Genomic DNA, 21,828 nt, shown 5'->3' on the forward strand with positions numbered 1-21,828 from the left:
GCGAGGCGCAGCGCGGCAGAGGGTGCGGGCCCGAGGCCCGCACCCTCACGACGGTCCGGGACCGCTACTCGAAGCGTTCGCCGCGGGCGGACTTGTCGAGCAGGAGCTGGGGCGGCTCGAAGCGGGTGCCGTAGCGGGCGGTGAGCTCCGCCGCGCGGGCCACGAAGCCGGGCAGGCCGCCCTGGTACTGGTTGGCGTACTGCAGGACACCGCCGGTCCAGGCCGGGTAGCCGATGCCGAGGATGGAGCCGACGTTGGCGTCGACGGCGGAGGTGAGGACGCCCTCCTCGAGGCAGCGGATGGTCTCCAGGGTCTCGACGAACAGCATCCGTTCGATGAGGTCGGTGAAGGGGACGTCGAGGTTGGTGCCGCCGAAGGCGTCCCGCAGGCCGGGCCAGAGGCCGGTGCGCTTGCCCGCGGCGTAGTCGTAGAAGCCGGCGCCGCCTGAGCGGCCGGGGCGGCCGGCGGCGATCAGGTGGTCGATGACGGCGTCGGCGGCGTGCGGGGTCCAGGTGCCGCCGGCGGCGACGACCGCGGCCGCGGTCTCCTGGCGGATCTTCTGGGGCAGGGTGAGGGTCAGCTCGTCCATCAGCGCGAGGACCGGCGCCGGGTATCCGGCCTGCGAGCTGGCCTGCTCGATGGTCGCGGCGGGGATGCCTTCGGCGAGCATCGAGACGCCCTCGTTGGTGAACGTGCCGATGACCCGGCTGGTGAAGAACCCTCGGCTGTCGTTGACGACGATCGGCGTCTTCTTCAGCTGCCGGACGACACCGAGCGCACGGTCCACGGCGGCGGCGGAGGTGGCGCTGCCGCGGATGACCTCGACGAGCGGCATCTTGTCCACGGGCGAGAAGAAGTGCAGCCCGACGAAGTCCTCCCGCCGGGTCACCCCCTCGGCCAGCAGCGAGATCGGCAGCGTCGAGGTGTTGGAGCACAGCAGCGCGTCCGGCGCGACGACGTCCTGGACCTCCGCGAACACCTTGTGCTTCAGCGCCGGGTCCTCGAACACCGCCTCGATGACCAGGTCGCACCCGGCCAGGTCCGCCGGGTCCGCGGTCGGGGTGATCCGGCCCAGGATCTCCTCCGCCGGCAGGAACGGCTTCTTCGCCAGGACGCGAGCCGAGTACTCCTTGCCGCGGGTGGCGGCCTCGACGGTGACGTCCTTGAGCAGCACCTGCATGCCGGCCTTCGCGCACACGTACGCGATCGCCGCGCCCATCATGCCCGCGCCGAGGACCGCGACCCTGCCGAACTTCTGTGCCGCGGCGCCGCGCGCGTTGGCGGCCTGCACGTCGAAGAACAGCGCCTGGATCATGTTCTTGGCGATCTGGCCGGTGGCGAGCTCGATGAAGTACCGGCCCTCGATCGTGAACGCCGTCTCCAGGTCGACCTGGGCGCCCTCGACGGCGGCGGCGAGGATGTTGCGCGGCGCCGGGTAGGGCGCGCCTTTCAGCTGCTTGCGCAGGGTCGCCGGAAACGCCGGCAGCTGCGCCGCGAGCGCGGGTGTCGACGGTGTGCCGCCGGGGATGCGGTAGCCCTTCACGTCGTACGGCTGGACCGCGCCGGGGTTCTCAAGAATCCACGCCCTCGCCCGGTCGAGCAGCTCCTCGCGGGGCGCGACCTCGTGCACCAGGCCGTGTTCGAGCGCGGCGGAAGGCCGGTGCCGCTGGCCGCGGACCAGCCAGTTGGTGAGCGCGTCCGCGATGCCGAGGAGCCGGACGGTGCGCACGACCCCGCCGGCGCCGGGCAGCAGCCCGAGCGTCACCTCGGGGAAGCCGATCTCGATGCGGGCGTCGTCGGCGACGATGCGGCGGTGGCAGGCGAGCGCGATCTCCAGGCCGCCGCCGAGCGCGGAGCCGTTGACCGCGGCGACGACCGGCCGGCCGAGCGTCTCCAGGCGGCGCAGCGCCTGCTTGAGCCGGCGCGTGTCGGCGTCGAGCGCCGCGGCGTCGTTGACCCGCACCAGCGACTCGAGGTCGCCGCCGGCGAAGAACGTCTGCTTGGCGGAGGTGAGCACGACGCCGGTGATGCCGTCGCGCTCCCGCTCCAGCCGGTCCACGGTGGCGGCGAGGCTCGCGCCGAACTCGTCGTTCATCACGTTCGCGGAGCGTCCCGGGTGGTCGAGGGTCAGCAGGACGATCCCGTCCTCGCCGCGCTCCCAGCGGATGGTGTCAGCCATGTCTGTGTCCCCCTACAGGCGTTCGATGACGGTTGCGATGCCCATGCCGCCGCCGACGCAGAGCGTGGCGAGGCCGTAGCGGCCGCCGCGCCGCTCCAGCTCGTCGGTGAGGGTGCCGAGGATCATGGCGCCGGTCGCGCCGAGCGGGTGGCCCATGGCGATGGCGCCCCCGTTGACGTTGACGATGTCCATGCTGAGCCCCAGGTCGGCGACGAACCGCAGTACGACGGCCGCGAACGCCTCGTTGATCTCGACGAGATCCAGGTCGTCGACGCCGAGGCCCGCCTTCGCGAGGGCCTTGCGGGCGGCGGGTGCCGGGCCGGTGAGCATGATGGTCGGGTCGGCGCCGCTGACCGCGGTGGCGACGATGCGGGCGCGGGGCGTCAGGCCGGCGGCGGCGCCGACCGCCTCGTTGCCGATGACGACGAGCGACGCGCCGTCGACGATGCCGGAGGAGTTTCCGGCGGTGTGCACGTGCTCGATCCGCTCGACCCAGTGGTACCGCTGCAACGCCACCGCGTCGAAGCCGCCCAGCTCACCGATCGTCGCGAACGACGCCGGCAGCTGCCCGAGACCCTCCAGTGTGGACGCTCGCAGGTGCTCGTCGCGGTCGAGGACGACGAGGCCGTTGCGGTCCCGCACCGGCACGACGGACCGGGCGAAGTAGCCGTTGGCCCAGGCCTTCGCGGCCCTGGTCTGCGACTGCAGCGCGTAGCGGTCGACGTCTTCGCGGCTGTACCCGTCGAGGGTGGCGATCAGGTCGGCGCCGATGCCCTGCGGCACGAAGCCGGTGTCGTAGTTGGTCTCCGGGTCGAGGGCCCACGCGCCGCCGTCGGAGCCCATCGGCACCCGTGACATCGACTCGACCCCGCCGGCGAGGACGAGGTCCTCCCAGCCGGACCGGACCTTCTGCGCGGCGACGTTCACGGCTTCCAGGCCGGAGGCGCAGAACCGGTTGAGCTGCACGCCGGCGACCGTGTCGGGCAGCCCGGCGGTGAGGGCGGCGGTCTTGGCGATGTCGGCGCCCTGGTCGCCGAGCGGTGACACGACGCCGAGCACGACGTCGTCGATGCGGGCCGGGTCCAGGCCGGGCGCGCGGCGCAGCGTCTCCTCGATCAGGCCGCTGATGAGCGACACCGGCTTCACCGAGTGCAGCGCTCCGGTGGGCTTGCCGCGGCCGCGCGGCGTGCGCAGCGCGTCGTAGATGTACGCCTCGGGTGCCATGGCCACTCCTCGCCTAAACGCTCTCGGATGCGAATCCCGCCTAACTTTCTGTGCCGGTGCGCTCAGTTGTCAAGCGTTGTCGTGGCGGCGTTAACCTGTACCCTGTGCGAACAGCAGCGAACAGCGCGGAGCCCGCCACGCCGGCGAAGCGGCCCAAGGACCGCAAGGACCGCATCGCCCTGGCCGGCGCCGAGCTGTTCTGCGAGCGGGGCTACCACGGGGTGTCCGTCGACGAGATCGCCGCGGTCGTCGGCATCAGCGGCCCCGCGGTCTACCGGCACTTCCCGAACAAGTACGCGATCCTCGTGCACGCCACCCGGGACCTCGTCAGCGCGCTGCTCGCCGCCACCACCGAGGGCACCCTGGACGAGCTGCTCGCCGCGGTCGCCGGGATCGCCGTGGCCAAGCGCCGCGCCGCCGGGCTGTACCAGTGGGAGCGGCGGTACCTCACCGTGGAGCACCGCCGCGAGTTCGGCGCCGGCCTCACCGAGCTGGTCGGCCGCCTCGCCGGACCGCTGCGCGCCATGCGGCCCGAGCTGGCCGCGGGCCAGGCGGAGCTGCTGGTCAACGCCGCGCTCAGCGCGTTCGGCAGCGTCACCACGCACCGCGTGGCGGCCACCGGCACCGACACCGCGCGGCTGCTGACCCGGGTCGCGTGGACCCTGCTGCGCGCCGACCCGCCGCAGCTGCCGGCGGGCGGCGTGGACGCACCCGCGGTGATCAAGCCCGCGTCGCGCCGCGAGCTGCTGCTCATCGAGGCGATCCGGCTCTTCCACCGGCACGGCTTCCACGCCGTCTCCGTCGAGGACATCGGCCGTGCGGCGGGCATGCAGGCGTCCAGCGTCTACCGGTACTTCCCCAGCAAGGCCGACCTGCTCGCGGCCGCCTACTACCGGGCCACGGACCGGCTCACCGGCGCGACGAGCACGGCGATCGCGGAGGCGAGCGACCCCACCGACGCGCTGCGGCGGGTCGTGGCGGCGTACGTCGACTTCGCGTTCGGGCAGAGCGACCTGGTCGCGGTATACCTGGCCGAGAACAACAACCTGCCCGACGCCGACCGGCATCAGCTGCGCGGGGCGCAGCGCCTGCACGTCGAGGAGTGGGTGCGGCTCGTCGGCGCGGTCCGGCCGGAGCTGCCGGTCGCCGACACGCGGGTCCTCGTGCACGCGGCGCTCAACGCGGTCACCGACATCGGCCGCCTGGGCGGCTTCGACCGCACCCCCGGCTACTCCTCGCAGACGGCCGGCCTCGCACTGGCGGCTTTGCACGCCTGAATCACGGTTCACGCGCCTGACGTCGGATCTCTTCCCAATAAGTTAATCGGGAGTTACAGTCCCTCCCAGAGCTGATCCGTCGGCCGAGGAGGCTGAGTCCGTGACCGCCAACCTGGACCTCGCGACGCGCTGCGCGGACATCGCCGCCAGCACGAGCATTCCCGCACTACTGCACCGCAACGCCACCGAACACCCCGATCTGGTGGCGCTGAGCACCTTCAACACCGATGACTCCGTCACCTGGCTGGAGCTGCGTGACCGGGTCGCCGCCGTGGCCCGGGGGCTGAGCGCCCTCGGCCTCTCCCCCGGCGACCGCATGATCATGAGCCTGCCGAGCCGCATCGAGCACTGGGTCGCCGACCTGGCCGCCGTGCACCTCGGCGCCGTCCCCTGCACCGCCTACGCCACCCTCAGCGCCGAGCAGCTGCGGTACATCGCCCAGCACAGCAGCGCGAAGGTCATCGTGGTCAACGGCCTGCCCGAGCTGCGACGCTGGCAGGCCGTCCTCGGCGACCTGCCCGCCGTCGAGCACGTCATCGTCGTCGAGGAGGACGCGGTACAGGAGGGGACGACCGCACTGTCCACAGTGGCCTCCGACGGGGCCGCGCTGCACGCCGCCGACCCGGCGGAGTTCGAGCGGGCGTGGCGGCAGGTGCGCACCGAGCAGCCCGTCACGCTGCTCTACACCTCCGGCACCACCGGCGATCCCAAGGGCGTCCTGCTGTCGCACCGCAACGTCGTCTACCAGTGCGGGGTCCTCGAAGGGGCGGTGGAGGTGCCCGACCACCCGCGCACCCTCGCGTACCTGCCGCTCGCGCACATCGCCGAGCGCGTCCTGGGCATCTACAACCTGCTCTACCGCGTCGGGCACGCCACGATCGTCACCGACGGCAAGCAGCTCGTCGCCGCGCTCCGCGCGGTCCGGCCGCACTCGTTCTTCGGCGTCCCCCGCGTCTGGGAGAAGATGGCCGCCGGCGTGCAGGCCCAGCTGGCCACCGCCGACCCGGCAGTCCGGGCCGCGTTCGAGACCGCCAGCGGCCTGGCCCGGGAGAGCTTCCACGCCCGGGCCGACGGGAAGGTCCTGGCCGAGGACCAGGCGGCGCAGCTCGCCGCCCTGGATGCCAAGGTACTGGCACCGATGCGCGCCCTGCTCGGCCTCGACGAGATGCGCTGGGCCGGCAGCGGCGCCGCGCCGATCCCCGTGGACGTGCTGGTGTTCCTGGCCGGCCTCGGCGTCGACGTGCTCGAGGTGTGGGGCATGACGGAGACGACCGGCACCACGACCATCAACACCCCCACGACCTTCCGCCCCGGCACCGTCGGCCGGGCCAACGCCGGCATGGAGGTGCGCCTGCTCGACGACGGCGAGATCCAGGTCCGCGGCCCGCTGGTGTGCCTCGGGTACCTCGACGCCGACGGCTCCACGCAGTCCATTGTGGACACCGAGGGCTGGCTCTCCACCGGCGACGTCGGCGCCGTCGACGCGGACGGGTTCCTCACCATCACCGACCGCAAGAAGGAGCTCATCATCACGTCCAGCGGGAAGAACATCTCCCCCGCACAGATCGAGAACCTGCTGCGCGTCAGCCCGCTGATCGGCCAGGCCGTCACGATCGGCGACCGGCGGCCGTACATCACCGCGCTGATCGTCCTCGACGAGGAGGTCGTCCCCGTCTGGGCCGCGTCGCAGGGCCTCGCGGACGTCGGCCTCGCCGCGCTCGCCGCCGACCCGGCCGTCCACGCGGCGGTGTCGGCGGTGGTCGCCTCGGTCAACGAGCGCCTGTCCCGCCCCGAGCAGATCAAGACCTTCCGCATCATGCCGTCCGCGTGGACCCCCGAGACCGGCGAGCTGACCCCGTCCCTGAAGCTCCGCCGCCGGATCGTCTCCTCGAAGCACGCCACCGTCATCGAGGAGATGTACGCCTGACCCCGGGAACTCAGGCAGGAGGTCTCAGGCAGGAGGTCTCAGGCAGGAGGTCTCAGGCAGGAGGTCTCAGGGCAGGAGGTCTCAGGGTAGGAGGGCGAGCTTGCCCACGGTGGCTCGCCCTTCGAGGTCCATGAGCGCCTTCGGACCTTCGGCGAGGTCGTAGGTGGTGGGGGCGGCCGGGCCGAGCACACCCGCGGCGACGAGCCCGGACAGCTCGCCCATGACCTCGCCGAAGACCTGCGGGGCGGCCTGGATCAGGACGCCGATGTTCAGGCCGACGACGTGGACCTGGTGCCGGTAGACCAGGTCCCAGTTGGTGATCGTGGCCTCGCCGCCGGCCAGGCCGTAGACGACGACCCGGCCGGTGACCCGTTTCGTCGCGGCCAGGCTGGCCTCGAGGGCGGCGCCGCCGGCGGACTCCAGCACCAGGTCGGCGCCGGCGCCGCCGGTCAGGCGCAGGACGTCGGCGGCGAGGCCGGCGCCGCGGGAGTCGAGGACGTGGTCGGCGCCCAGGGCGCGGACCACGTCGTGCTTGCCCGGCGCGGCGGTGGCGATCACCGTCGCGCCGTAGTGTTTGGCCATCGCCACCGCGGCCTGGATCAGGACGGCCTGGCCCGCGGTGAGCCCGCCCAGCGGCCGGAGCGCGGCCAGGGCGGTCGGCCAGTTCACGAGCAGGCCCAGCGCCTCCTGGTCCTGCCATCCCGGTGGGACGGGCACCGCCGCGGCCGCGGGCAGCACCATGTGTTCGGCGAAGGCGCCGCCCGCGATGCTGACGCCGACGACGTGGGCGCCGGGTCGCAGGCCGGTCACCCCCTCGCCGCGAGCCGCCCCGGCGCGCGCTGCGCGAGGAGCCGACCGCCCGCGCCGCGGTCCACGCCATGCTGCGCGCCACCGCCGACCAGATCACCGGCCCCGACACCCCGCACTACTGCATGCTCATCCTCGCCGCCCCCACCGGCGCCGTGGAGAACCACACGGTCCGGGAGTTCCTCGCCGACCGGCGGCGCGACATGCACGCCACCATCAGGGACCGGCTCGCCCGCGGCGGCACCGACGGCGACCTCCCCGCCCCGGCCACCGACCTGGACGCCGTCGCCCGGTACTACACCACCGTGGTCCAGGGCCTGTCGATCCAGGCCCGCGACGGCGCCACCCGCGCCGACCTGGAAACCGTCATCACCTGCGCGATGGCCGCCTGGGACACCCTCACCGCGTAGGCGCGCCCGCCGTCAGGACGCCGGGGTGCCGAGCAGGGAGCGGGTGACGGACTCGGCCTGGGAGAGCATCTCGTCGAGGGCGGCGGCGAGGTGGGCGTCGGCGGGGCTGGTGCCCTCCTCGGCGGCGATGAGGACGGCGCGGCGCAGGAGCTCCTTGGCGAACGAGGCGGTGACGCCCGCCGCGGCGGCGGCCGCACGGTCGAGCGCGGGCTCCGTGAAGGGGAGGCTCCGGGCGTACAGGCGCAGCAGGCGACGACGGGAGTCCTCGTCGGGCAACGGGATCTCCACCGCCAGGTCGACGCGGCCGGGGCGCTGGGCGAGGGCGGGTTCGAGGACGTTGACGCGGTTCGTGGTGAGCAGGAACGCGACGTCGGCGTCGTCGCCGAGGCCGTCGAGGGTCTCCAGGACGGTGAACAGCAGCGGCTGCGGGCCGTGGTGCAGCTCGCGGCTCTCGGCGACCAGGTCGCAGTCCTCCAGGACGACGAGCGCCGGTTGCAGCGCGCGGGCCATCCTGGCGGCCTCCGCGACGAACGCGATCGCCGGGCCGGCCAGCAGGACGACGGTGACGTCCGGCAGGGCGGACAGCAGGTACCGGACGGTGTGGGTCTTGCCGGTGCCGGGCGGGCCGTAGAGCAGCAGGCCGCGCTTGAGGTGCTGGCCGGCGGCGCGCAGGCGGTCGCGGTGCTCGGCGATGCCGGCGACGTGCCGGTGGACGCGGGCGAGCACGCCGTCGGGGAGGATGATGTCGGCCTCGGTGACGTCGGGGCGGCGGTGGAACGAGATCTGGCCGACGCCGCGCTCGTACGCCGAGCCGCCCAGCGACAGCACCTGCCCGCGCAGCACCGACCGCCGCAGCATCAGGGCGCCGACCTCTTCGATCAGGCGGGCCGCCACGCCCTCGACCGCGGTGACGACCTCCATCCGGGCCATCGGCTGGCCGACGCGCATGTCGGGCGAGCGCTGCAGGACGGCGACGGGCGCTCCGTCGTACATGAGCAGCCGCAGCCCGAACGACACCGCCTGGCGCGCCGTGTCCGGGCCGGTGGCGACGCTGGCGTAGTCGACGGCGGCCACGCCGAACTGGCCATACCGCCCGGCGTGCTGCAGGATCTCGCTCAGCGACTGGTGCCGGCGCTGCTCGCCGCCGCCGATCCCGATGAGCGCGTGCCGCCCGCCGCGGCGCTGCACCTCGTCGAGCGCGATGTCGAGGTCGACGAACTGGTGCCCGGCGAGCTCCTCGGTGACGACGGGCAGCCGCCGCGGGTCGCTGCCGAGGTGATCGGTCAGGACCGGGACGAGCTGCCCTTCGGTGTCCTGCCGCTCCCGGTGGTCGCTGACGACCTCCTCCAGGAACGCCCTGAATGCCGTGACGAAGTCGCCCGCGCGTTCATCCATCGCAGCATCATCCCCCACGGGAGGAGCCGCGGCGGGGCGTTCAGCTCGTGGCGCGGTGCAGTTCCTCGCGGCCGACGTGCAGCTCGACGACGTCGTCGGTCACCCCGCTGATCTGGTTGCCGGCGGCGTAGACGTCGTTGGACAGGAATCCGGTGCCGTCGATGCGCGCATACCCGGTGCCCATCAGGTGCTCGGCGATCCCGGCGATCGTGTCGGGGCGGATGTCGGTCCCCGGTCCCTGCACCGCCGACACGACGCCGATCTGCTCCCCGGCCTCGTCGACGACCGGCATGCCCACACCCACCCGCAGAAACGGCTGGGTGTCAACGACGATCTCGTCTCCCGCTGACGCACGTGGCTGCATGCACCAGATGTTCCCCACCAGGATGATCCGAAACACGGGACATCGAGGACGGCGCCTGCGGTCCCGGGCCGGGTCGGCCGCCCTCGCCGCCGGCCCGACAAGCACTGTTCGCGGCCGCCGCGATCTCCGCTCCCTGGGTCGCCCGTGCGGCAGAGGCGATGTGAAAGGGCGGCCAGCGGAGGGACGATTGTGGGGTGCGTTCGCGGGTACGGCTCAGCGACCAGGGTTTGGCGTTGTGACTGGTTTCGCATTCAGAGGCGCCGTCCGGACAGGTGTCACATCGGCGCTTGCCCTTCTGGCAGCCGCGGTGACGTTCCCGATCGTCGCTACCGCGGTCATTTACGGACCGTATCTCACCATGCCGGTTGTCTTCGTGCTCGGCCTTCTCGGCATCGCGGCGATCACATCTCGGGCCGGCGCCGCGTTCGGTATCCCAGTGGCGCTCGCGAGCTTCCTGGCCTTCGACTGGTACTACGCGAAGCCGACACGCTCACGCTGGAGATCCGCGACGATGGTGTCGGGGGCGCCGACCCTGGCGGAGGCACGGGCCTGGTCGGTCTCGAGGACCGGGTCAGGTCTCTCAGCGGCGGTATCGATGTCAGGAGCCCGCCTGGCTGCGGCACCGAACTGTCCGTGACGCTTCCCCTGAACTGCGAACGGTGACGGCCTGACCGGAGCCCTTGACCCCCTGAGCCGAAGCAGCGCGGAAGGGCGCTCCTCGACAAGCTCAGTATACTGAGTATTATACGGGGCATGATATCGAGGAAGTCGATCCGATGAGCATCCGGCACGCGCTGCTGGCGCTGCTCAGCGAGGGTCCGAAGTACGGGCTGCAGCTGCGCGAGGAGTTCGAGGCGCGCACCGGTGAGGTGTGGCCGCTCAACGTCGGGCAGGTCTACACGACCCTGCAGCGGCTGGAGCGGGACGGCCTCGTGGAGTCCGACGGCGACGCCGAGCCCGGGCCGCAGCGGGGGTTCCGGATCACCGACGACGGGGCGGAGGAGCTCGCCGGATGGCTGCGCACCCCGCCCAACCTGGAGTCGCCGCCGCGCGACGAGCTGGTCATCAAGGTGCTCGTCGCGGTCCGCCTGCCGGGCGTCGACGTGCACGAGGTCATCCAGGCGCACCGGCGGTACCTGGTCGAGCTGATGCAGCAGTGGACAAGGCTCAAGGAGGAGGAGGCCGACCTCGACCTCGGGCTCGCGCTCGTCGTGGACGCCGAGCTGTACCGGCTCGACTCGGTCGTGCAGTGGCTGGACACCGCCGACGGCCGGCTGAAGCGCGCCGCGCTCGAGCCACCCCGGGAGCGGCCCGCGACACCGCTGATCCGGCGCCGGACGGGGGTCCGTCGATGAGCGACGTGCTGCGCCTGGACGGCGTGTCGAAGACGTACCTCGACGGCAGCGACGAGGTCCACGCCCTGCGCGAGGTGTCGCTGACGGTCGAGGCCGGCAAGATGGTCGCGGTGATGGGGCCCAGCGGCTCGGGCAAGAGCACGCTGCTCACGATCGCCGGGGCGCTGGAGTCACCGACGAGCGGCGAGGTGCACGTCGCGGGGCAGTCGCTGGGCGGGATGTCGCGCGACGACCGGAGCCGGCTGCGGCGGCGCGCCATCGGGTACGTCTTCCAGGACTTCAACCTGCTGCCCGGCCTGACCGCGGCCGAGAACGTAGCGCTGCCGCTGGAGCTCGACGGCGTCCCGGCGGGCAAAGCGCGCGCCGCCGGCCAGCGGGCGCTCGACGACCTGGGGCTCGCCGACCGGGCGGCCCGCTTCCCCGACCAGCTGTCCGGCGGGGAGCGGCAGCGGGTCGCGATCGCGCGGGCCGTCGTCGGCGACCGGCGGCTGCTGCTCGCCGACGAGCCGACCGGCGCCCTCGACTCGGCCAACGGCGAGACGGTCATGCGCATGATGCTGGCCGCCTGCAAGCGCGGGCTGGCCGCGGTCATCGTGACCCACGACGCGCAGCTCGCCTCGTGGGCGGACCGGGTCGTGTTCATCCGCGACGGGCGCATCGTCGACCGGACGGCGCCGCGGTCCGGGCCCGAATCGCTGCTGGCCGGCGAGGCGGCCCGATGAGCGCCGCCGTGGCGGAGCGGCCGCCGCCGGTGCTGGGCAAGGGCCACGGCGGCATGCCGGCGCGCCGAGCGGTCGTGCGCTGGGCGTGGCGGCTGTTCCGCCGGGAGTGGCGGCAGCAGTCGCTCGTCCTGGTGCTGCTGGTGATCGCCGTCGCCGCGACCACGGCCGGGCTCGGCTACGCCGGCTCCGCCGGCGATCCGCAGGCCGCGACGTTCGGCACCGCCAACCGCCTGGCCACGATCGGCAGCACCGGCGCGCAGGCCGACGCCGACCTCGCCACGCTGCGGACCTCGTTCGGCACCATCGAGGTCATCAACCATCAGAAGATCGCGGTGCCCGGCTCGGCCACGGCGTACGACCTGCGAGCCCAGGACCCGAACGGCCCGTTCGGACGCTCGATGCTGCGCCTCACCGCCGGCCGCTACCCGCAGGGCGCGGACGAGGTCGCGGTCACCGCGCGGGTGGCGAAGACGTTCGGCCTGCGCGTCGGCGGCACCTGGGACCAGGGCGGCCGGCACCGCACGGTGGTCGGCCTGGTCGAGAACCCGCTCAACCTGCTCGACCACTTCGTGCTCGTCGCGCCCGGTCAGGCCGGCGCCGACGCGCAGACCGCCGTGCTGATCCGCTCGACCGAGCAGCAGTTCCGCGAGGCCCGCAAGCCGGACGGGATGTCGGCCCAGTTCCGCGGCACGCAGACGGATCCGGGCACGGTCACGGTCCTCGTGCTCGCCACCATCGGCCTGCTGTTCGTGGGCCTGCTCGCCGTGGCCGGGTTCACCGTGATGGCCCAGCGGCGGATGCGGGCGCTCGGCATGCTCGGCGCGATCGGTGCGAGCCACCGGCACATCCGGCTCGTGCTGGTGGCCAACGGCGCCGTCATCGGCGCGACCGGCGCGCTGATCGGCGCGGTGGCCGGGCTCGCCGGATGGGCCGCCTTCAGCCCCCGGCTGGAGCCGCTGATCGGGCGCCGCATCGACCGATTCGACCTGCCCTGGTCCGCGTTCGCCGCCATGCTGCTGCTGGCGGTCCTCACCGCCGTGGGTGCGGCCTGGTGGCCGGCCCGGGCCGCCGCCCGCGTCCCGGTCGTCGCCGCGCTGTCGGCGCGCCCGGTACCGCCCCGGCCGGCGCACCGCTTCGCGCTGGCCGGCGTGGCGCTCCTCGCCGCCGGGCTCGGTGCGCTCTTCACGTCGCACCACGACGAGCCGCCGTACCTCATCGGCGGCGTCCTCGGCATCGCCACCGGCCTGCTCCTGCTCGCCCCGCTGGGCGTGGCCGCCGCCGGCCGGCTGGCGCGGTTCGTCCCGCTGGCGCCCCGGCTGGCGCTGCGCGACCTGGCCCGCTACCGGGCCCGCTCCAGCGCCGCGGTCGCCGCGATCACCCTCGCCGTCGGCATCGCGGCCGCCCTCGCGCTCGCCGCCGCCGTGTCCGTCGCCAAGGCGGCCGCGCCGGCCGGCGGCAACCTGCCGGCCGACCAGCTCGTCGTGTGGCTCGCGCCGTCCGGCCTCGACGGACCGGTACCGGCGACGACACCGGAACAGGAGGCCGCCGCCCGGCAGCAGGTCGACGCGATCGCCGCCGCGCTGCACGCCACGTCGGTGCTCCCGCTCCAGGCGGCGATGGACCCGCACGGGCCGCAGGCAGGCGAGCCCGGCGGCGGGCGTCCGGTGTCGCAGATGGGCATCCCCCACCGCGAGACGATCGGCGGCCGCGCGAGGACCCAGTACAGCAGCTCCGAGGCCGACCCGCTGTTCGTGGCGACGCCGGAGGTGCTGCGCCACTACGGGATCGACCCGTCGAGCATCGCCGCCGACACCGACATCGTCACCTTCCGCGCCAGCTACGACGGGTACAACCTGTTCCCCACCGACCAGCACGACTGGCGCCCGAAGGTGCAGCACGCGGACCTGCCGGCGTACCCGTCGCTGCCCGGCTCGCTGATCACCGCCCACGCCATGGCCACGCTGCGGTTGCAGGCGGTCCCGGGCGGCTGGCTGGTCCGCGCCCCGCGCCCGTTGACCCAGGCCCAGATCGACCGGGCCGAGGAGACGGCCCAGCGGTCCGGCCTCACCGTGGAGACCCGCCCGACGGGCGCGGACGTGGCCCGGGTGGCGCTGTTCGCGACCGCCATCGGGATCGCGGTCGCGCTCGGCGTGCTCGCCGTGACGGTCGGCCTGATCCGCAGCGAGACCGCCCGGGACCTGCGCACCCTGACCGCGGCGGGCGCGCCGCGCCGCACCCGCCGGGCGCTGACCGCCGCGACCGCCGGGGCGCTCGCCCTGCTCGGCGCGCTGCTCGGCACGGCCGGCGCCTACCTGGCGCTGCTCTCCTGGCACCACCGGGCGCTGCACTGGCTGGGCCACCCGCCGTCGGTCGCGCTCGCGGCGATCCTGGTCGGGCTGCCGGCGGTCGCGTACACCGGCGGCTGGCTCCTGGCCGGGAAGGAGGCCCCGGCCCTGTCCCGCCAGCCGCTCGACTGACCCTCCGCCGGCCCGCCTCCGACGCGCTCTAGCGGGCGGCGGTGAGGGTGCCGACGAGGCGGGCGGCGGTGACGGCGAGGCGGTGGCCCTGGTGGCGGGCGGCGGCGAGGGTGGCGGCGCTCGGGGCGCCCTCGGCACCGGGGTGGGCGATGCCGTAGGGGTTGCCGCGGGCCGCGTGGATGGCCGGGTCGGTGTAGCCGGGCGGCACGATGAACCCGCCCCAGTGGTAGAAGGTGTTGTACAGGGCGAGCAGCGTCGACTCGTTGCCGCCGTGCGGGTTGGCGGCGCTGGTGAAGGCGGTCGCGGCCTTGTCCTGCAGCCGGCCCGCCGCCCACAGCCCGCCGGTGGTGTCGATGAACTGCTTGAGCTGTGCGGCGATGTTGCCGTAGCGGGTCGGCGAGCCGAAGGCGTAGGCGTCGGCCCAGATCAGGTCGTCGTGGGTGGCGACCTCGACGTGCCTGGTGGCGTCGAGGTGTGCCCGCCAGGCGGGGTTGGCGTCGACCGCCGCGTCCGGGGCCAGCTCCGGCACCCGCCGCAGGCGCACCTCGGCGCCGGCGTCGGCCGCGCCGGCCGCGATGGCCTCGGCGAGCGTGTGGACGTTGCCGGTGGCGGAGTAGTAGACGACGGCGACCTTGGCACCCATGACGGTCCTCCAAGTGGAATGTTTTCCGCTTACGTCACGAGCCTAAGTGGAATGAGTTCCACTTACAAGGGATGGGAGGATCGTCACGTGCAACCACTGCCCATGGCCGGCCAGCCGCCCGCGGAGCGCGCCGACGCCGCCCGCAACCGGCAACGGCTCGTCGACGCCGCGCTACGGATCGTCGCGGCTAGGGGCGTCGCCGGGCTGGCGCTCGACGAGGTCGCCCGCGAGGCCGGCGTGGGCGTGGGCACCGCGTACCGGCGCTTCGGGGATCTGAGCGGCCTCGCGTACACGTTGATGGAGGGCCACGAGGTCCGCTTCCAGGAGGCGTTCCTCGGCGGTCCCCCACCCCTCGGCCCGGGCGCGCCCCCCGCCGCCCGCATCCGCGCGTTCCTGCACGCGCTGCTGGACCTGCAGCGCGACCAGTGGGAGCTGCGGCTGCTGGCCACGACCACGGCGCAGGGGTGGGGCAGCGGCCCGTACAAGACCTATCACCTGCACCTGGTGACGCTGCTCGACGAGCTGGACCCGGCCCGCGACGCCGCCTACACCGCCAGCGTCCTGCTGGCGCTGCTGCAGCCCGCCGTCCTCGACCACCAGCAGCGCGTGCTCGACCTGACCCCCGACCGCATCAGGTCCGGCCTGGACACCGTCCTGGACGCTCTCCTCGGCGACGGGTGACGCCACCGGCGGCACCGGGACCGGTCACGAAAGATGGCCGGCGCAGGTTCCGCCCACCTCGTCGCTGTTCCTGCCGTCAGGGCAGGTCGTGTCGCGCCAGATGGTCCCCACGACAGACGCTCCGGTGAGGTCGGCGCCGGTGAGGTCCGCCCCGGTCAGGTCCGCGTGGTCCAGCTTGGCGTTGCGCAGGTCGCCGTCCCGCAGGAACGCACCGACGAGCCGGGCGTTGCGGAGATCCGCGCCGGCCTCCCGATCGGGCGGGTTGGCGGCCCAGGCGAACGCCGTCACACCGAGCGCGGCCACCGCCGCGGACACCAGCAGCCGGGAAAGCGCGCCGTGAAACTGCGACTTCAACCGCTCGTGGGCGGCCATCATCTCGATGGTCGTGATCCGCTGGTCGAGGTCGGTGATCTCGCCGCGGATCTCCTCCTCTTCGCCGACACCGCCGGACCGCTCCGCCGTGCCGGCCAACGCGTCCGCCCGCTCGGCCCGGTGCTCGATCAGCTCCCCGGGCGTGCTGAAGCCCTGCAGGTACTTGGGCCGGGCCCGGAAGAACGCGACCACTGGCCGCAGGTCACGGGGCGGCGCGGCCCACGCCGCGTCGAGCTCCTCGATGGTGACGAGCGCGGGCAGCAGGATCTGCACGGCGCGCCAGATGACGTGGACGACCGCCACGAGTCCGAGGACCGCGCCGAGCACCGCCACCCAGAGCCGGGCGTGCTCGACCGAGGTCGGCGCGCCGACCGGCAGGCGGCCGATGTCGGAGAGCTGGCTGCCGGCGATCAGGGCCGCGCCGACGGCGGCGGCGCTCGCGACGAGCCACTTGCTCGCGTCCCGGATCCGGTCGTTCGCCCGCTCCAGGGGGTCGGCCGCGTCGCTGTCGTTCACTGGTCGTCCCCGACCGCCGCGACGGCGCCGTCGGCCGGTCCCAGCGACGGGCGCGTCACCACGATCGGCGGCAACGGACGGACGCTGCGATGGGTGGCGCTGACGTCGCCGAGGCCGGTGATCCGCTCGGTCAGCGAGGTGCCGCGCAGGTCGACGGCGCCGGCGTCGTAGTAGTCGAACACCGCGGCGGCCTCACCGATGGACATGGTGGCACCGGACCGCAGGACCGGGCCGTGGTGCACCTTCGTCGCGGTGTAGGGCAGCACGATCGCTCCGCCGGCCGCGTCGAAGCGCGCGGTCGTCGCCGGGACGACCGCCTCCAGATCGGCGTCGGCGGTCACCTGCAGCAGGAGCACCTCCTCGCTGTCGACATCGACGTGGATCGCGCTGACCAGGCCCAATCGGTCGCCGTCCTTGTCCCGGACGTCCTTGCCGACCAGCTGCTGTCCGTCTTCGACGTGCATCGTCGCCCTCCGATCGAGCCGCGGTGCTCGCATCGTAACCTTCCGTGCACCGCCGCGAACCGCGTCGAAGGTCCGCCATTGCCCGTGCCGATCACATGCGGTACAACGTTGCCTACCTTGCGTGCGACGACGTCGACCTGAGGAAGGCCATCGATGATGCCCGGGCACAATCCCGTCCTGTACGTGGAGGAGCTCCGCCGCCTGCCGCTGATCGCACGGCGGCCGGGCGCGCCCGGCACGGTGTTCGTCTACCGCAGCGCCGGTGGGCGGTTGAGCGCTCCCCGGGGCGGCTACACCGCCGGCGAGCTGTGGTGGCGGGGTCCCTACCTGGTCTACGAGGTCGACGTGCGGCCCAGCCCGGTCGAGTTCGAGCTGGAGGTCGCGACGGGCCCGGCCGGTGTCCTCGCCGTCGCGGGCTCCGGCACGATGCGGGTGGTCGATCCGGTCGCGGTGGTCCGGCACCGGGTGACCGACGCCCCGTCCGTCTGCGCCGACGGCCTGCGGGAGGAACTGCACCGGCGGCTCGGCCACGCGCCGGACGCCGGCCCGGACCGGCTGCGCCAGGTGTTCCCCGGCGCGGTCACGCTCCCGTGCGGTGTCGAGCTGACCGATCTGCGCCTCCATTGGGTGGCGACGGCCGCCGAGGCCGGCGAGCGCCAGCTGCTGCACCAGCTGCTGGAGACCGGCGGGTCCGAGCCGGCGGACCTGGCCGGTGACGCCGACGCGTTCGCGGCGGCCGTGCGGCTGGACCGCGACATGGCCGAGGCCGCGGCGCGGGCCCTCGATCCGGCGGCCGGGATCCCGGCGGAGGAACGGGCCGCGGCGCTCCGTGCGGTCGTGACCCGCTTCGGCGAGATCGTGGAGGTGCTCGGCGAGCGGACGTCGGACGGCCGTTCCGGACAGCACGGATGACGGCGCTCGACAGTCTCTACGCATGGCTGTTCACCACGCTGTCCAGTCCGCTCGACGACGGCGGGTCGCTGTTCGCCTTCCCCGTCACGGCGATCGGTGTGCTGCTGGCGGCGCGCACGGCCCTGCGGCTCGTCCTGCCGGTGCTGCTCCGGTACGTCCTGATGCTCGCCGATGCGGTGACGGTGCTGATCGGTGTACTGCTGCTCGGGGTCGACTTCCTCCTCGCCTCCCTCTTCCGGCTCTGCCGGCTCCGGCCGCCCGCGATCGTCTACGGGCTGGGCGACACGCTCGTCACGGCGACCAGGGCCGCGCAGTCCTCGCTCACCATGCTGCGGACCCGGACGGTGCGGCTGCGGGGACTCTCCGGCGGCCTCATCCTGCTGCTGGTGCTCGCGCTGGTCTGGTGGTGGGACTCGGGATACTGCGGCCGGGTGCCCTCCGCCGGCTGCACGGGGCCGATGAGCGCCTGGCTGCAGCTGGTCATGCCCTGACCTGGTCGCGCCGGTCGGCATCGCCGGAGCCATCGCGAGAGCCATCGCCGGAGTTGTCGCCGGAGTTGTCGCGGGAGTCGCTGCGGGGGTCGTAGCTCACCAGCCGCTCCAGGAGCCGCTCCACCAGCACCCCGACGCGCGTGACGAGCCACTCGAACACCCGGTCGCCCACGAGCGACGCCGACGCCGACGTGACGGCGAGCAGCGGGCCCGGCCGACCCTTGAACTCGGCGCGCAGGTCCCGCAGCAGCGACGTCGCGCCGGCCGGCGCTTCGTCGGCCCGGATGAGCAGCAGCGCCGCGTGCACGCGCAGCGTCGGCGGCTGCCGCCGGTCGCCGACGAAGTCGTGGAAGAACCCGTCCTCCCAGCCACGGTTGCGCATCAGTGAGGTCAGGCCCTCGCGCCGCAGCTCGATCGAGGCGTCGGCGTCACGCGCCAGACTCCGCACCCGGTCGGCCGTCTCGTCGTGCTCCAGCCAATCGGCGAACAGCCACATCGACGCGACCCGGTTCGCCGCGTTGTCGCGCGCGTCGGCGGCGAGATGGTCGAGCGCGCGGCGGGTGGTCGGGACCGACGAGGACCCGTGCAGCTTCCGCACGATCGACACCCGCTGCAACCAGGTCAGTGCCCGGTCGCGCATCACCACCGCGAGGAACGTGTCGGTGCGCTCCGGGTCGTACTCCCGCACGGTGCCGATCGCCAGTGCGACGCGGGCGGCGTAGCTGGCCAGCGAGTCGGCGCGCGCGACCGGGTCGTCGCCGTCCGCCTGCCGCGGTGGCCGCCACACGTCGCTGGTGGCCGTCAGCCCGCCCGCGTACTCCTCGGCGTCCTGCCATCCGCGGCCGTCCTGGCGTACCGCCGAATGCAGGATGCCGAGCGTCTCCAGCGCGCCGAGACGGTCGCCGAGCGACCGCCTGCCGTCCACGCCCCGGCGCACCAGCGCGGAGGTGGCCGCCGGAAGCTCGCTCATGCCGGCCAGCAGGATGAGTCCACGGACCCGGGTCGCCTCCGACGCGGTGGTCTCCACGGTCTGCGTCATCCGCTGGACCGCCGCCCGGCGCTCGTCGGGCCCGCCCACCTCGCCCAGGGTCCGCAGGGCCCAGAGCCGGTCGTCGGCGTCGACCCGGTCCTCGTGCGCCAGCCGGACCAGCACCCGCAGCCCAGCCGCCCGGTCGGCGGCGCCGCCGCTCTCGACCAGCACCCGGGCCGCCTCCACCCGTTTCACGGCGTCCACCCGCCGGCCCGCGGCGAGCCGGTGCAGGAACGCGCTGTCCCCGGTGCGCTGCAGGACCCCGCGCAGGACGCGGTCCAGCGACGGCAGCGCCCGGTCGGCCGGCACCGGCATGCGCCTGATGCCCTGCTCGATGGTCGCCGTGAACCGCTGATGGCTGACGCGGACCAGCGGTCCGCCGTCTTCGATCAGCGCCGCGACGACGCCGAGCCAGTCGGGGTGATCGGCACCGGACCACCGGAGGAGACGCGCGAAGATCGGCAGCGGGTCATTGCCACCCCGGCTCCAGACGGCCAGCGCGAACAGGCCCGCGCTGTCCGGCCCGTCCCGGGCGATCCGCCGCTGCCATCCGTCCACGTCGAACGCGGCGGCATCCGCGAACGCGGCGAGGTAGTCGGCGAAGCTCTGATGGATGAAGGCGAGGTCGTCGCCGCGGGGGAACAGCAGCCCGGTGCTGAGCAGCACCTCCCGCAGATGCACCTGGGTGATGCCGGGCGGCGGCCGGCGGTCCTGCTCCGCGAGCCATCCGGCCAGCAGCTCCGGCCACGGCCGGCCGTCCCCTCGCATCCGGTGCAGCGCCAGGTCTCCCAGGCAGGCGAGGCGCTGCTCGTACAGGAAGTTGACGAACGTCTCGGCGGAGCTTCCGTGCCGGCTCACGTGCTCCTTCAGCATCGCCAGGCTGTCGGTGCGCAGCAGCCGGCCGTTGAGCAGCGCGTCGACGAACCCCTCGTACAGGCCGGCCCGGTCGATCGGCAGCGGGGACGTCGGCGACTCCTCGTACACCAGCGCCGCGATGGTCGCCAGCAACGGCACCGTGACGACCCCTTGCAGGCCGCTGGAGCGGACCTGGCGCAGGAAGTCCTCAGGAGGAACGGCCGAATGCTCGCCCTGCTCCGGCCGGTACCACTTCTGCGCGAACTCCTCGACCCGCTCCCAGTCGAACAGGCGCAGGACGAAGTCGCCGAGCCGGGCGTTGGCGGCCGGCCCGAGCAGGCCGGTCCGCAGCAGCTTCAGCTCGTGCTCGGGAAGCTCGCGCGTGGCGATGACGATCCGCATCGGCGAGCCGTAGGCCGCGATCCGGTTGCTCAGCGTCCTGATGAGCTCCTCCCGCCGGCGCAGGTCGTGGATCTCGTCGAGCCCGTCGACGAGGAGCAGCCAGTCGACGCCCGGCATCGGCGCCTCGGCGAACACGGACGGCGGCAGGGTGAGGTTCTGCTCGCCGCCCAGGCCGGCGCTGACCGCCGCGGCGACCGACTCCAGCCAGGGCCGCGGCCCGACGAGGTCGGTCGCCGCGCAGCGCACGGCGAGCACCGGCCCCAGCCAGGTCCGCCCGTCCTGGTCCTCCTGCCCGGCCGGCTCCGCACCGGCGTGGTGCAGCCACCAGTCGGCACACTGGTACACGAGATGGCCGAGCAGCGTCGACTTGCCGCTGCCGGGCACGCCCGTCACCAGGGCGTTGCGATGCTTCCTGATCATCTCCTCGGGCGTCATGACGTCGGGTTTCACCGAGCGCAGCGAGGTCGACCGGCGCCGCAGCCGTGGCTTCGCCCGCCGCTGGGTGCGCCGCTCCACGTAGACGGAGATGGGCGAGGGAAGGTCCCGGCGGCTCGGCCGGGCGATCTCGTACGGGTAGCCCGTCCGGGCCCGGTTCTGCTGGGCGACGAGCAGCCGGTGCTGCCACGAGGACGGATCGGGCCGCCGCAGCGGCGCGCTGGTGATCGGCGCCGCGAGCAGCGCGGACTGCTCCGCCATGACCGCCCGGATGTCGCCCGCCTTGACGTACAGCCCGCCGTGCAGGCCGTCCCCGGCGCCCGCCTTCAACATGCCGTGCACGTGGCCGGTCGTCAGGTCGATGACCGGCGATCCGCTCAGCCCGCCCGGAATGGCGGTGCGGGCGTCGACGGCGCGGTAGTTGCCGAACGTGCCGGTGACCTCGACCGGCAGCTCCGCCGCGGAAACGCCGGGCTGGCCGGGCTGCTCCAGGAAGCCGACGATCTCCAGCTGCCGCCGGTCCTCGACCAGGCCGTCGTCGAGGTACCGCACCGGCGCGTCCACCGGCTCCCGCAGGCCCACGAAGGCCACGTCCGGGAAGTCGAACATGCCGCCCATCCGGGGTCTGGCCACCGGCTCCCGGAACAGCACCTCACCGGCGACGACCCGGTCGCGGCACACCACCGTGACGCCCTCGGTCCCGTCACGGAACACGTGCGAGCAGGTGACCACCAGATTCTCCGCGACGAAGAAGCCGGAGCCCCTGAAGGTGCCGTCGCGCCAGATCTGCACCACACCACCGCGGGCCTGCCCGAACGCGTGAGCCATGGCACCCCCGGACCGTCGCAGCGGCAGTCGGAACACAGTGGTTCGGCACCGATCCTAAACCG

19 protein-coding genes are annotated in these 21,828 nt (G+C 73.7%); 10 read left to right on the plus strand and 9 right to left on the minus strand.

The window, feature by feature from the left end; all coding sequences use genetic code 11:
• Positions 1–64: 64 nt before the first annotated feature.
• Together AB0J72_RS21240 and AB0J72_RS21245 are read right to left on the minus strand one after the other, a co-directional pair.
• Positions 65–2,179 carry a 3-hydroxyacyl-CoA dehydrogenase NAD-binding domain-containing protein gene (locus AB0J72_RS21240; protein WP_363401180.1) on the minus strand — a complete coding sequence of 705 codons (2,115 nt, stop codon included), beginning with the start codon at positions 2,177–2,179 and terminating at the stop codon, positions 65–67.
• Between the two features lie 12 nt (positions 2,180–2,191).
• A complete protein-coding gene (locus AB0J72_RS21245) occupies positions 2,192–3,403 on the minus strand; it encodes an acetyl-CoA C-acetyltransferase (protein WP_363401182.1) in 1,212 nt (403 codons plus the stop codon).
• Between the two features lie 104 nt (positions 3,404–3,507).
• Here AB0J72_RS21245 and AB0J72_RS21250 point away from each other — a divergent pair, with 104 nt between their 5' ends.
• Positions 3,508–4,680 (plus strand): TetR family transcriptional regulator, encoded by a 1,173-nt coding sequence (locus AB0J72_RS21250; protein WP_363401184.1) that lies wholly within the window; start codon positions 3,508–3,510, stop codon positions 4,678–4,680.
• A 100-nt stretch (positions 4,681–4,780) separates the two neighbouring features.
• A complete protein-coding gene (locus AB0J72_RS21255) occupies positions 4,781–6,607 on the plus strand; it encodes an AMP-binding protein (RefSeq protein WP_363401186.1) in 1,827 nt (608 codons plus the stop codon).
• Between the two features lie 81 nt (positions 6,608–6,688).
• Here AB0J72_RS21255 and AB0J72_RS21260 read toward each other — a convergent pair whose 3' ends face one another.
• Positions 6,689–7,417 (minus strand): zinc-binding dehydrogenase, encoded by a 729-nt coding sequence (locus AB0J72_RS21260; RefSeq protein WP_363401188.1) that lies wholly within the window; start codon positions 7,415–7,417, stop codon positions 6,689–6,691.
• A gap of 68 nt (positions 7,418–7,485) precedes the next feature.
• Here AB0J72_RS21260 and AB0J72_RS21265 point away from each other — a divergent pair, with 68 nt between their 5' ends.
• On the plus strand, positions 7,486–7,824 hold the full coding sequence (locus AB0J72_RS21265) for a hypothetical protein (protein ID WP_363401190.1): 339 nt from the start codon (positions 7,486–7,488) through the stop codon (positions 7,822–7,824).
• Positions 7,825–7,836: 12 nt separating this feature from the next.
• On the opposite strand, the gene AB0J72_RS21270 is transcribed toward AB0J72_RS21265, so the two are convergent.
• Together AB0J72_RS21270 and AB0J72_RS21275 are read right to left on the minus strand one after the other, a co-directional pair.
• Positions 7,837–9,219 (minus strand): ATP-binding protein, encoded by a 1,383-nt coding sequence (locus AB0J72_RS21270; RefSeq protein WP_363401192.1) that lies wholly within the window; start codon positions 9,217–9,219, stop codon positions 7,837–7,839.
• 40 nt (positions 9,220–9,259) lie between these two features.
• The gene (locus AB0J72_RS21275; protein ID WP_363401194.1) at positions 9,260–9,511 is read right to left on the minus strand and encodes a hypothetical protein; all 252 of its coding nucleotides are present in this window, start codon (positions 9,509–9,511) and stop codon (positions 9,260–9,262) included.
• A 379-nt stretch (positions 9,512–9,890) separates the two neighbouring features.
• On the opposite strand from AB0J72_RS21275, the gene AB0J72_RS21280 reads away from it, so the two are divergent.
• The 4 genes from AB0J72_RS21280 to AB0J72_RS21295 all read left to right on the plus strand — a co-directional run bounded on the left by AB0J72_RS21280 (position 9,891) and on the right by AB0J72_RS21295 (position 14,137).
• Positions 9,891–10,220: a hypothetical protein gene (locus AB0J72_RS21280; RefSeq protein ID WP_363401196.1), complete on the plus strand. Its 330-nt coding sequence runs from the start codon at positions 9,891–9,893 to the stop codon at positions 10,218–10,220.
• A 139-nt stretch (positions 10,221–10,359) separates the two neighbouring features.
• Positions 10,360–10,938 carry a PadR family transcriptional regulator gene (locus AB0J72_RS21285; RefSeq protein WP_363401198.1) on the plus strand — a complete coding sequence of 193 codons (579 nt, stop codon included), beginning with the start codon at positions 10,360–10,362 and terminating at the stop codon, positions 10,936–10,938.
• A complete protein-coding gene (locus AB0J72_RS21290; RefSeq protein WP_363401200.1) occupies positions 10,935–11,660 on the plus strand; it encodes an ABC transporter ATP-binding protein in 726 nt (241 codons plus the stop codon). The genes AB0J72_RS21285 and AB0J72_RS21290 overlap by 4 nt, the downstream gene beginning before the upstream one ends.
• Positions 11,657–14,137, plus strand: a complete 2,481-nt coding sequence (locus AB0J72_RS21295; RefSeq protein ID WP_363401202.1) for an FtsX-like permease family protein — start codon at positions 11,657–11,659, stop codon at positions 14,135–14,137. Before AB0J72_RS21290 ends, AB0J72_RS21295 begins: the two co-directional genes overlap by 4 nt.
• 28 nt (positions 14,138–14,165) lie before the next feature.
• Here AB0J72_RS21295 and wrbA read toward each other — a convergent pair whose 3' ends face one another.
• Positions 14,166–14,780, minus strand: a complete 615-nt coding sequence (wrbA, locus tag AB0J72_RS21300; protein ID WP_363401204.1) for an NAD(P)H:quinone oxidoreductase — start codon at positions 14,778–14,780, stop codon at positions 14,166–14,168.
• An 87-nt stretch (positions 14,781–14,867) separates the two neighbouring features.
• Between wrbA and AB0J72_RS21305 the strand changes: the two genes are divergently transcribed.
• The gene (locus AB0J72_RS21305; protein WP_363401206.1) at positions 14,868–15,461 is read left to right on the plus strand and encodes a TetR/AcrR family transcriptional regulator; all 594 of its coding nucleotides are present in this window, start codon (positions 14,868–14,870) and stop codon (positions 15,459–15,461) included.
• Positions 15,462–15,485: 24 nt separating this feature from the next.
• Here AB0J72_RS21305 and AB0J72_RS21310 read toward each other — a convergent pair whose 3' ends face one another.
• Positions 15,486–16,349, minus strand: coding sequence for a pentapeptide repeat-containing protein (locus AB0J72_RS21310; RefSeq protein WP_363401208.1), 864 nt, complete (start codon positions 16,347–16,349; stop codon positions 15,486–15,488).
• Complete coding sequence (locus AB0J72_RS21315) at positions 16,346–16,813, minus strand: PRC-barrel domain-containing protein (RefSeq protein WP_363401210.1); 468 nt, start codon at positions 16,811–16,813, stop codon at positions 16,346–16,348. The genes AB0J72_RS21310 and AB0J72_RS21315 overlap by 4 nt, the downstream gene beginning before the upstream one ends.
• Positions 16,814–16,966: 153 nt before the next feature.
• Between AB0J72_RS21315 and AB0J72_RS21320 the strand changes: the two genes are divergently transcribed.
• Positions 16,967–17,725, plus strand: a complete 759-nt coding sequence (locus tag AB0J72_RS21320) for a hypothetical protein (RefSeq protein WP_363401212.1) — start codon at positions 16,967–16,969, stop codon at positions 17,723–17,725.
• Positions 17,722–18,216 carry a hypothetical protein gene (locus AB0J72_RS21325; protein WP_363401214.1) on the plus strand — a complete coding sequence of 165 codons (495 nt, stop codon included), beginning with the start codon at positions 17,722–17,724 and terminating at the stop codon, positions 18,214–18,216. Before AB0J72_RS21320 ends, AB0J72_RS21325 begins: the two co-directional genes overlap by 4 nt.
• Here the strand turns inward: AB0J72_RS21325 and AB0J72_RS21330 are convergent.
• Positions 18,206–21,766, minus strand: coding sequence for a trypsin-like peptidase domain-containing protein (locus AB0J72_RS21330; protein WP_363401216.1), 3,561 nt, complete (start codon positions 21,764–21,766; stop codon positions 18,206–18,208). The two genes, AB0J72_RS21325 and AB0J72_RS21330, sit on opposite strands and share 11 nt — an antisense overlap.
• Positions 21,767–21,828: the final 62 nt, after the last annotated feature.

Origin of the sequence: Dactylosporangium sp. NPDC049742 (assembly GCF_040674675.1) — a bacterium.
GTDB lineage: Bacteria > Actinomycetota > Actinomycetes > Mycobacteriales > Micromonosporaceae > Dactylosporangium > Dactylosporangium maewongense.

Coding starts and splice junctions, on each gene's coding strand:
- AB0J72_RS21240 (WP_363401180.1), bottom strand. CDS start 2,179: ATGGCTGACACCATCCGCTGGGAGCGCGGCGAGGACGGGATCGTCCTG.
- AB0J72_RS21245 (WP_363401182.1), bottom strand. CDS start 3,403: ATGGCACCCGAGGCGTACATCTACGACGCGCTGCGCACGCCGCGCGGC.
- AB0J72_RS21265 (WP_363401190.1), top strand. CDS start 7,486: ATGCTGCGCGCCACCGCCGACCAGATCACCGGCCCCGACACCCCGCAC.
- AB0J72_RS21270 (WP_363401192.1), bottom strand. CDS start 9,219: ATGGATGAACGCGCGGGCGACTTCGTCACGGCATTCAGGGCGTTCCTG.
- AB0J72_RS21275 (WP_363401194.1), bottom strand. CDS start 9,511: ATGCCGGTCGTCGACGAGGCCGGGGAGCAGATCGGCGTCGTGTCGGCG.
- AB0J72_RS21285 (WP_363401198.1), top strand. CDS start 10,360: ATGAGCATCCGGCACGCGCTGCTGGCGCTGCTCAGCGAGGGTCCGAAG.
- AB0J72_RS21290 (WP_363401200.1), top strand. CDS start 10,935: ATGAGCGACGTGCTGCGCCTGGACGGCGTGTCGAAGACGTACCTCGAC.
- AB0J72_RS21295 (WP_363401202.1), top strand. CDS start 11,657: ATGAGCGCCGCCGTGGCGGAGCGGCCGCCGCCGGTGCTGGGCAAGGGC.
- wrbA (WP_363401204.1), bottom strand. CDS start 14,780: ATGGGTGCCAAGGTCGCCGTCGTCTACTACTCCGCCACCGGCAACGTC.
- AB0J72_RS21315 (WP_363401210.1), bottom strand. CDS start 16,813: ATGCACGTCGAAGACGGACAGCAGCTGGTCGGCAAGGACGTCCGGGAC.
- AB0J72_RS21320 (WP_363401212.1), top strand. CDS start 16,967: ATGATGCCCGGGCACAATCCCGTCCTGTACGTGGAGGAGCTCCGCCGC.
- AB0J72_RS21325 (WP_363401214.1), top strand. CDS start 17,722: ATGACGGCGCTCGACAGTCTCTACGCATGGCTGTTCACCACGCTGTCC.
- AB0J72_RS21330 (WP_363401216.1), bottom strand. CDS start 21,766: ATGGCTCACGCGTTCGGGCAGGCCCGCGGTGGTGTGGTGCAGATCTGG.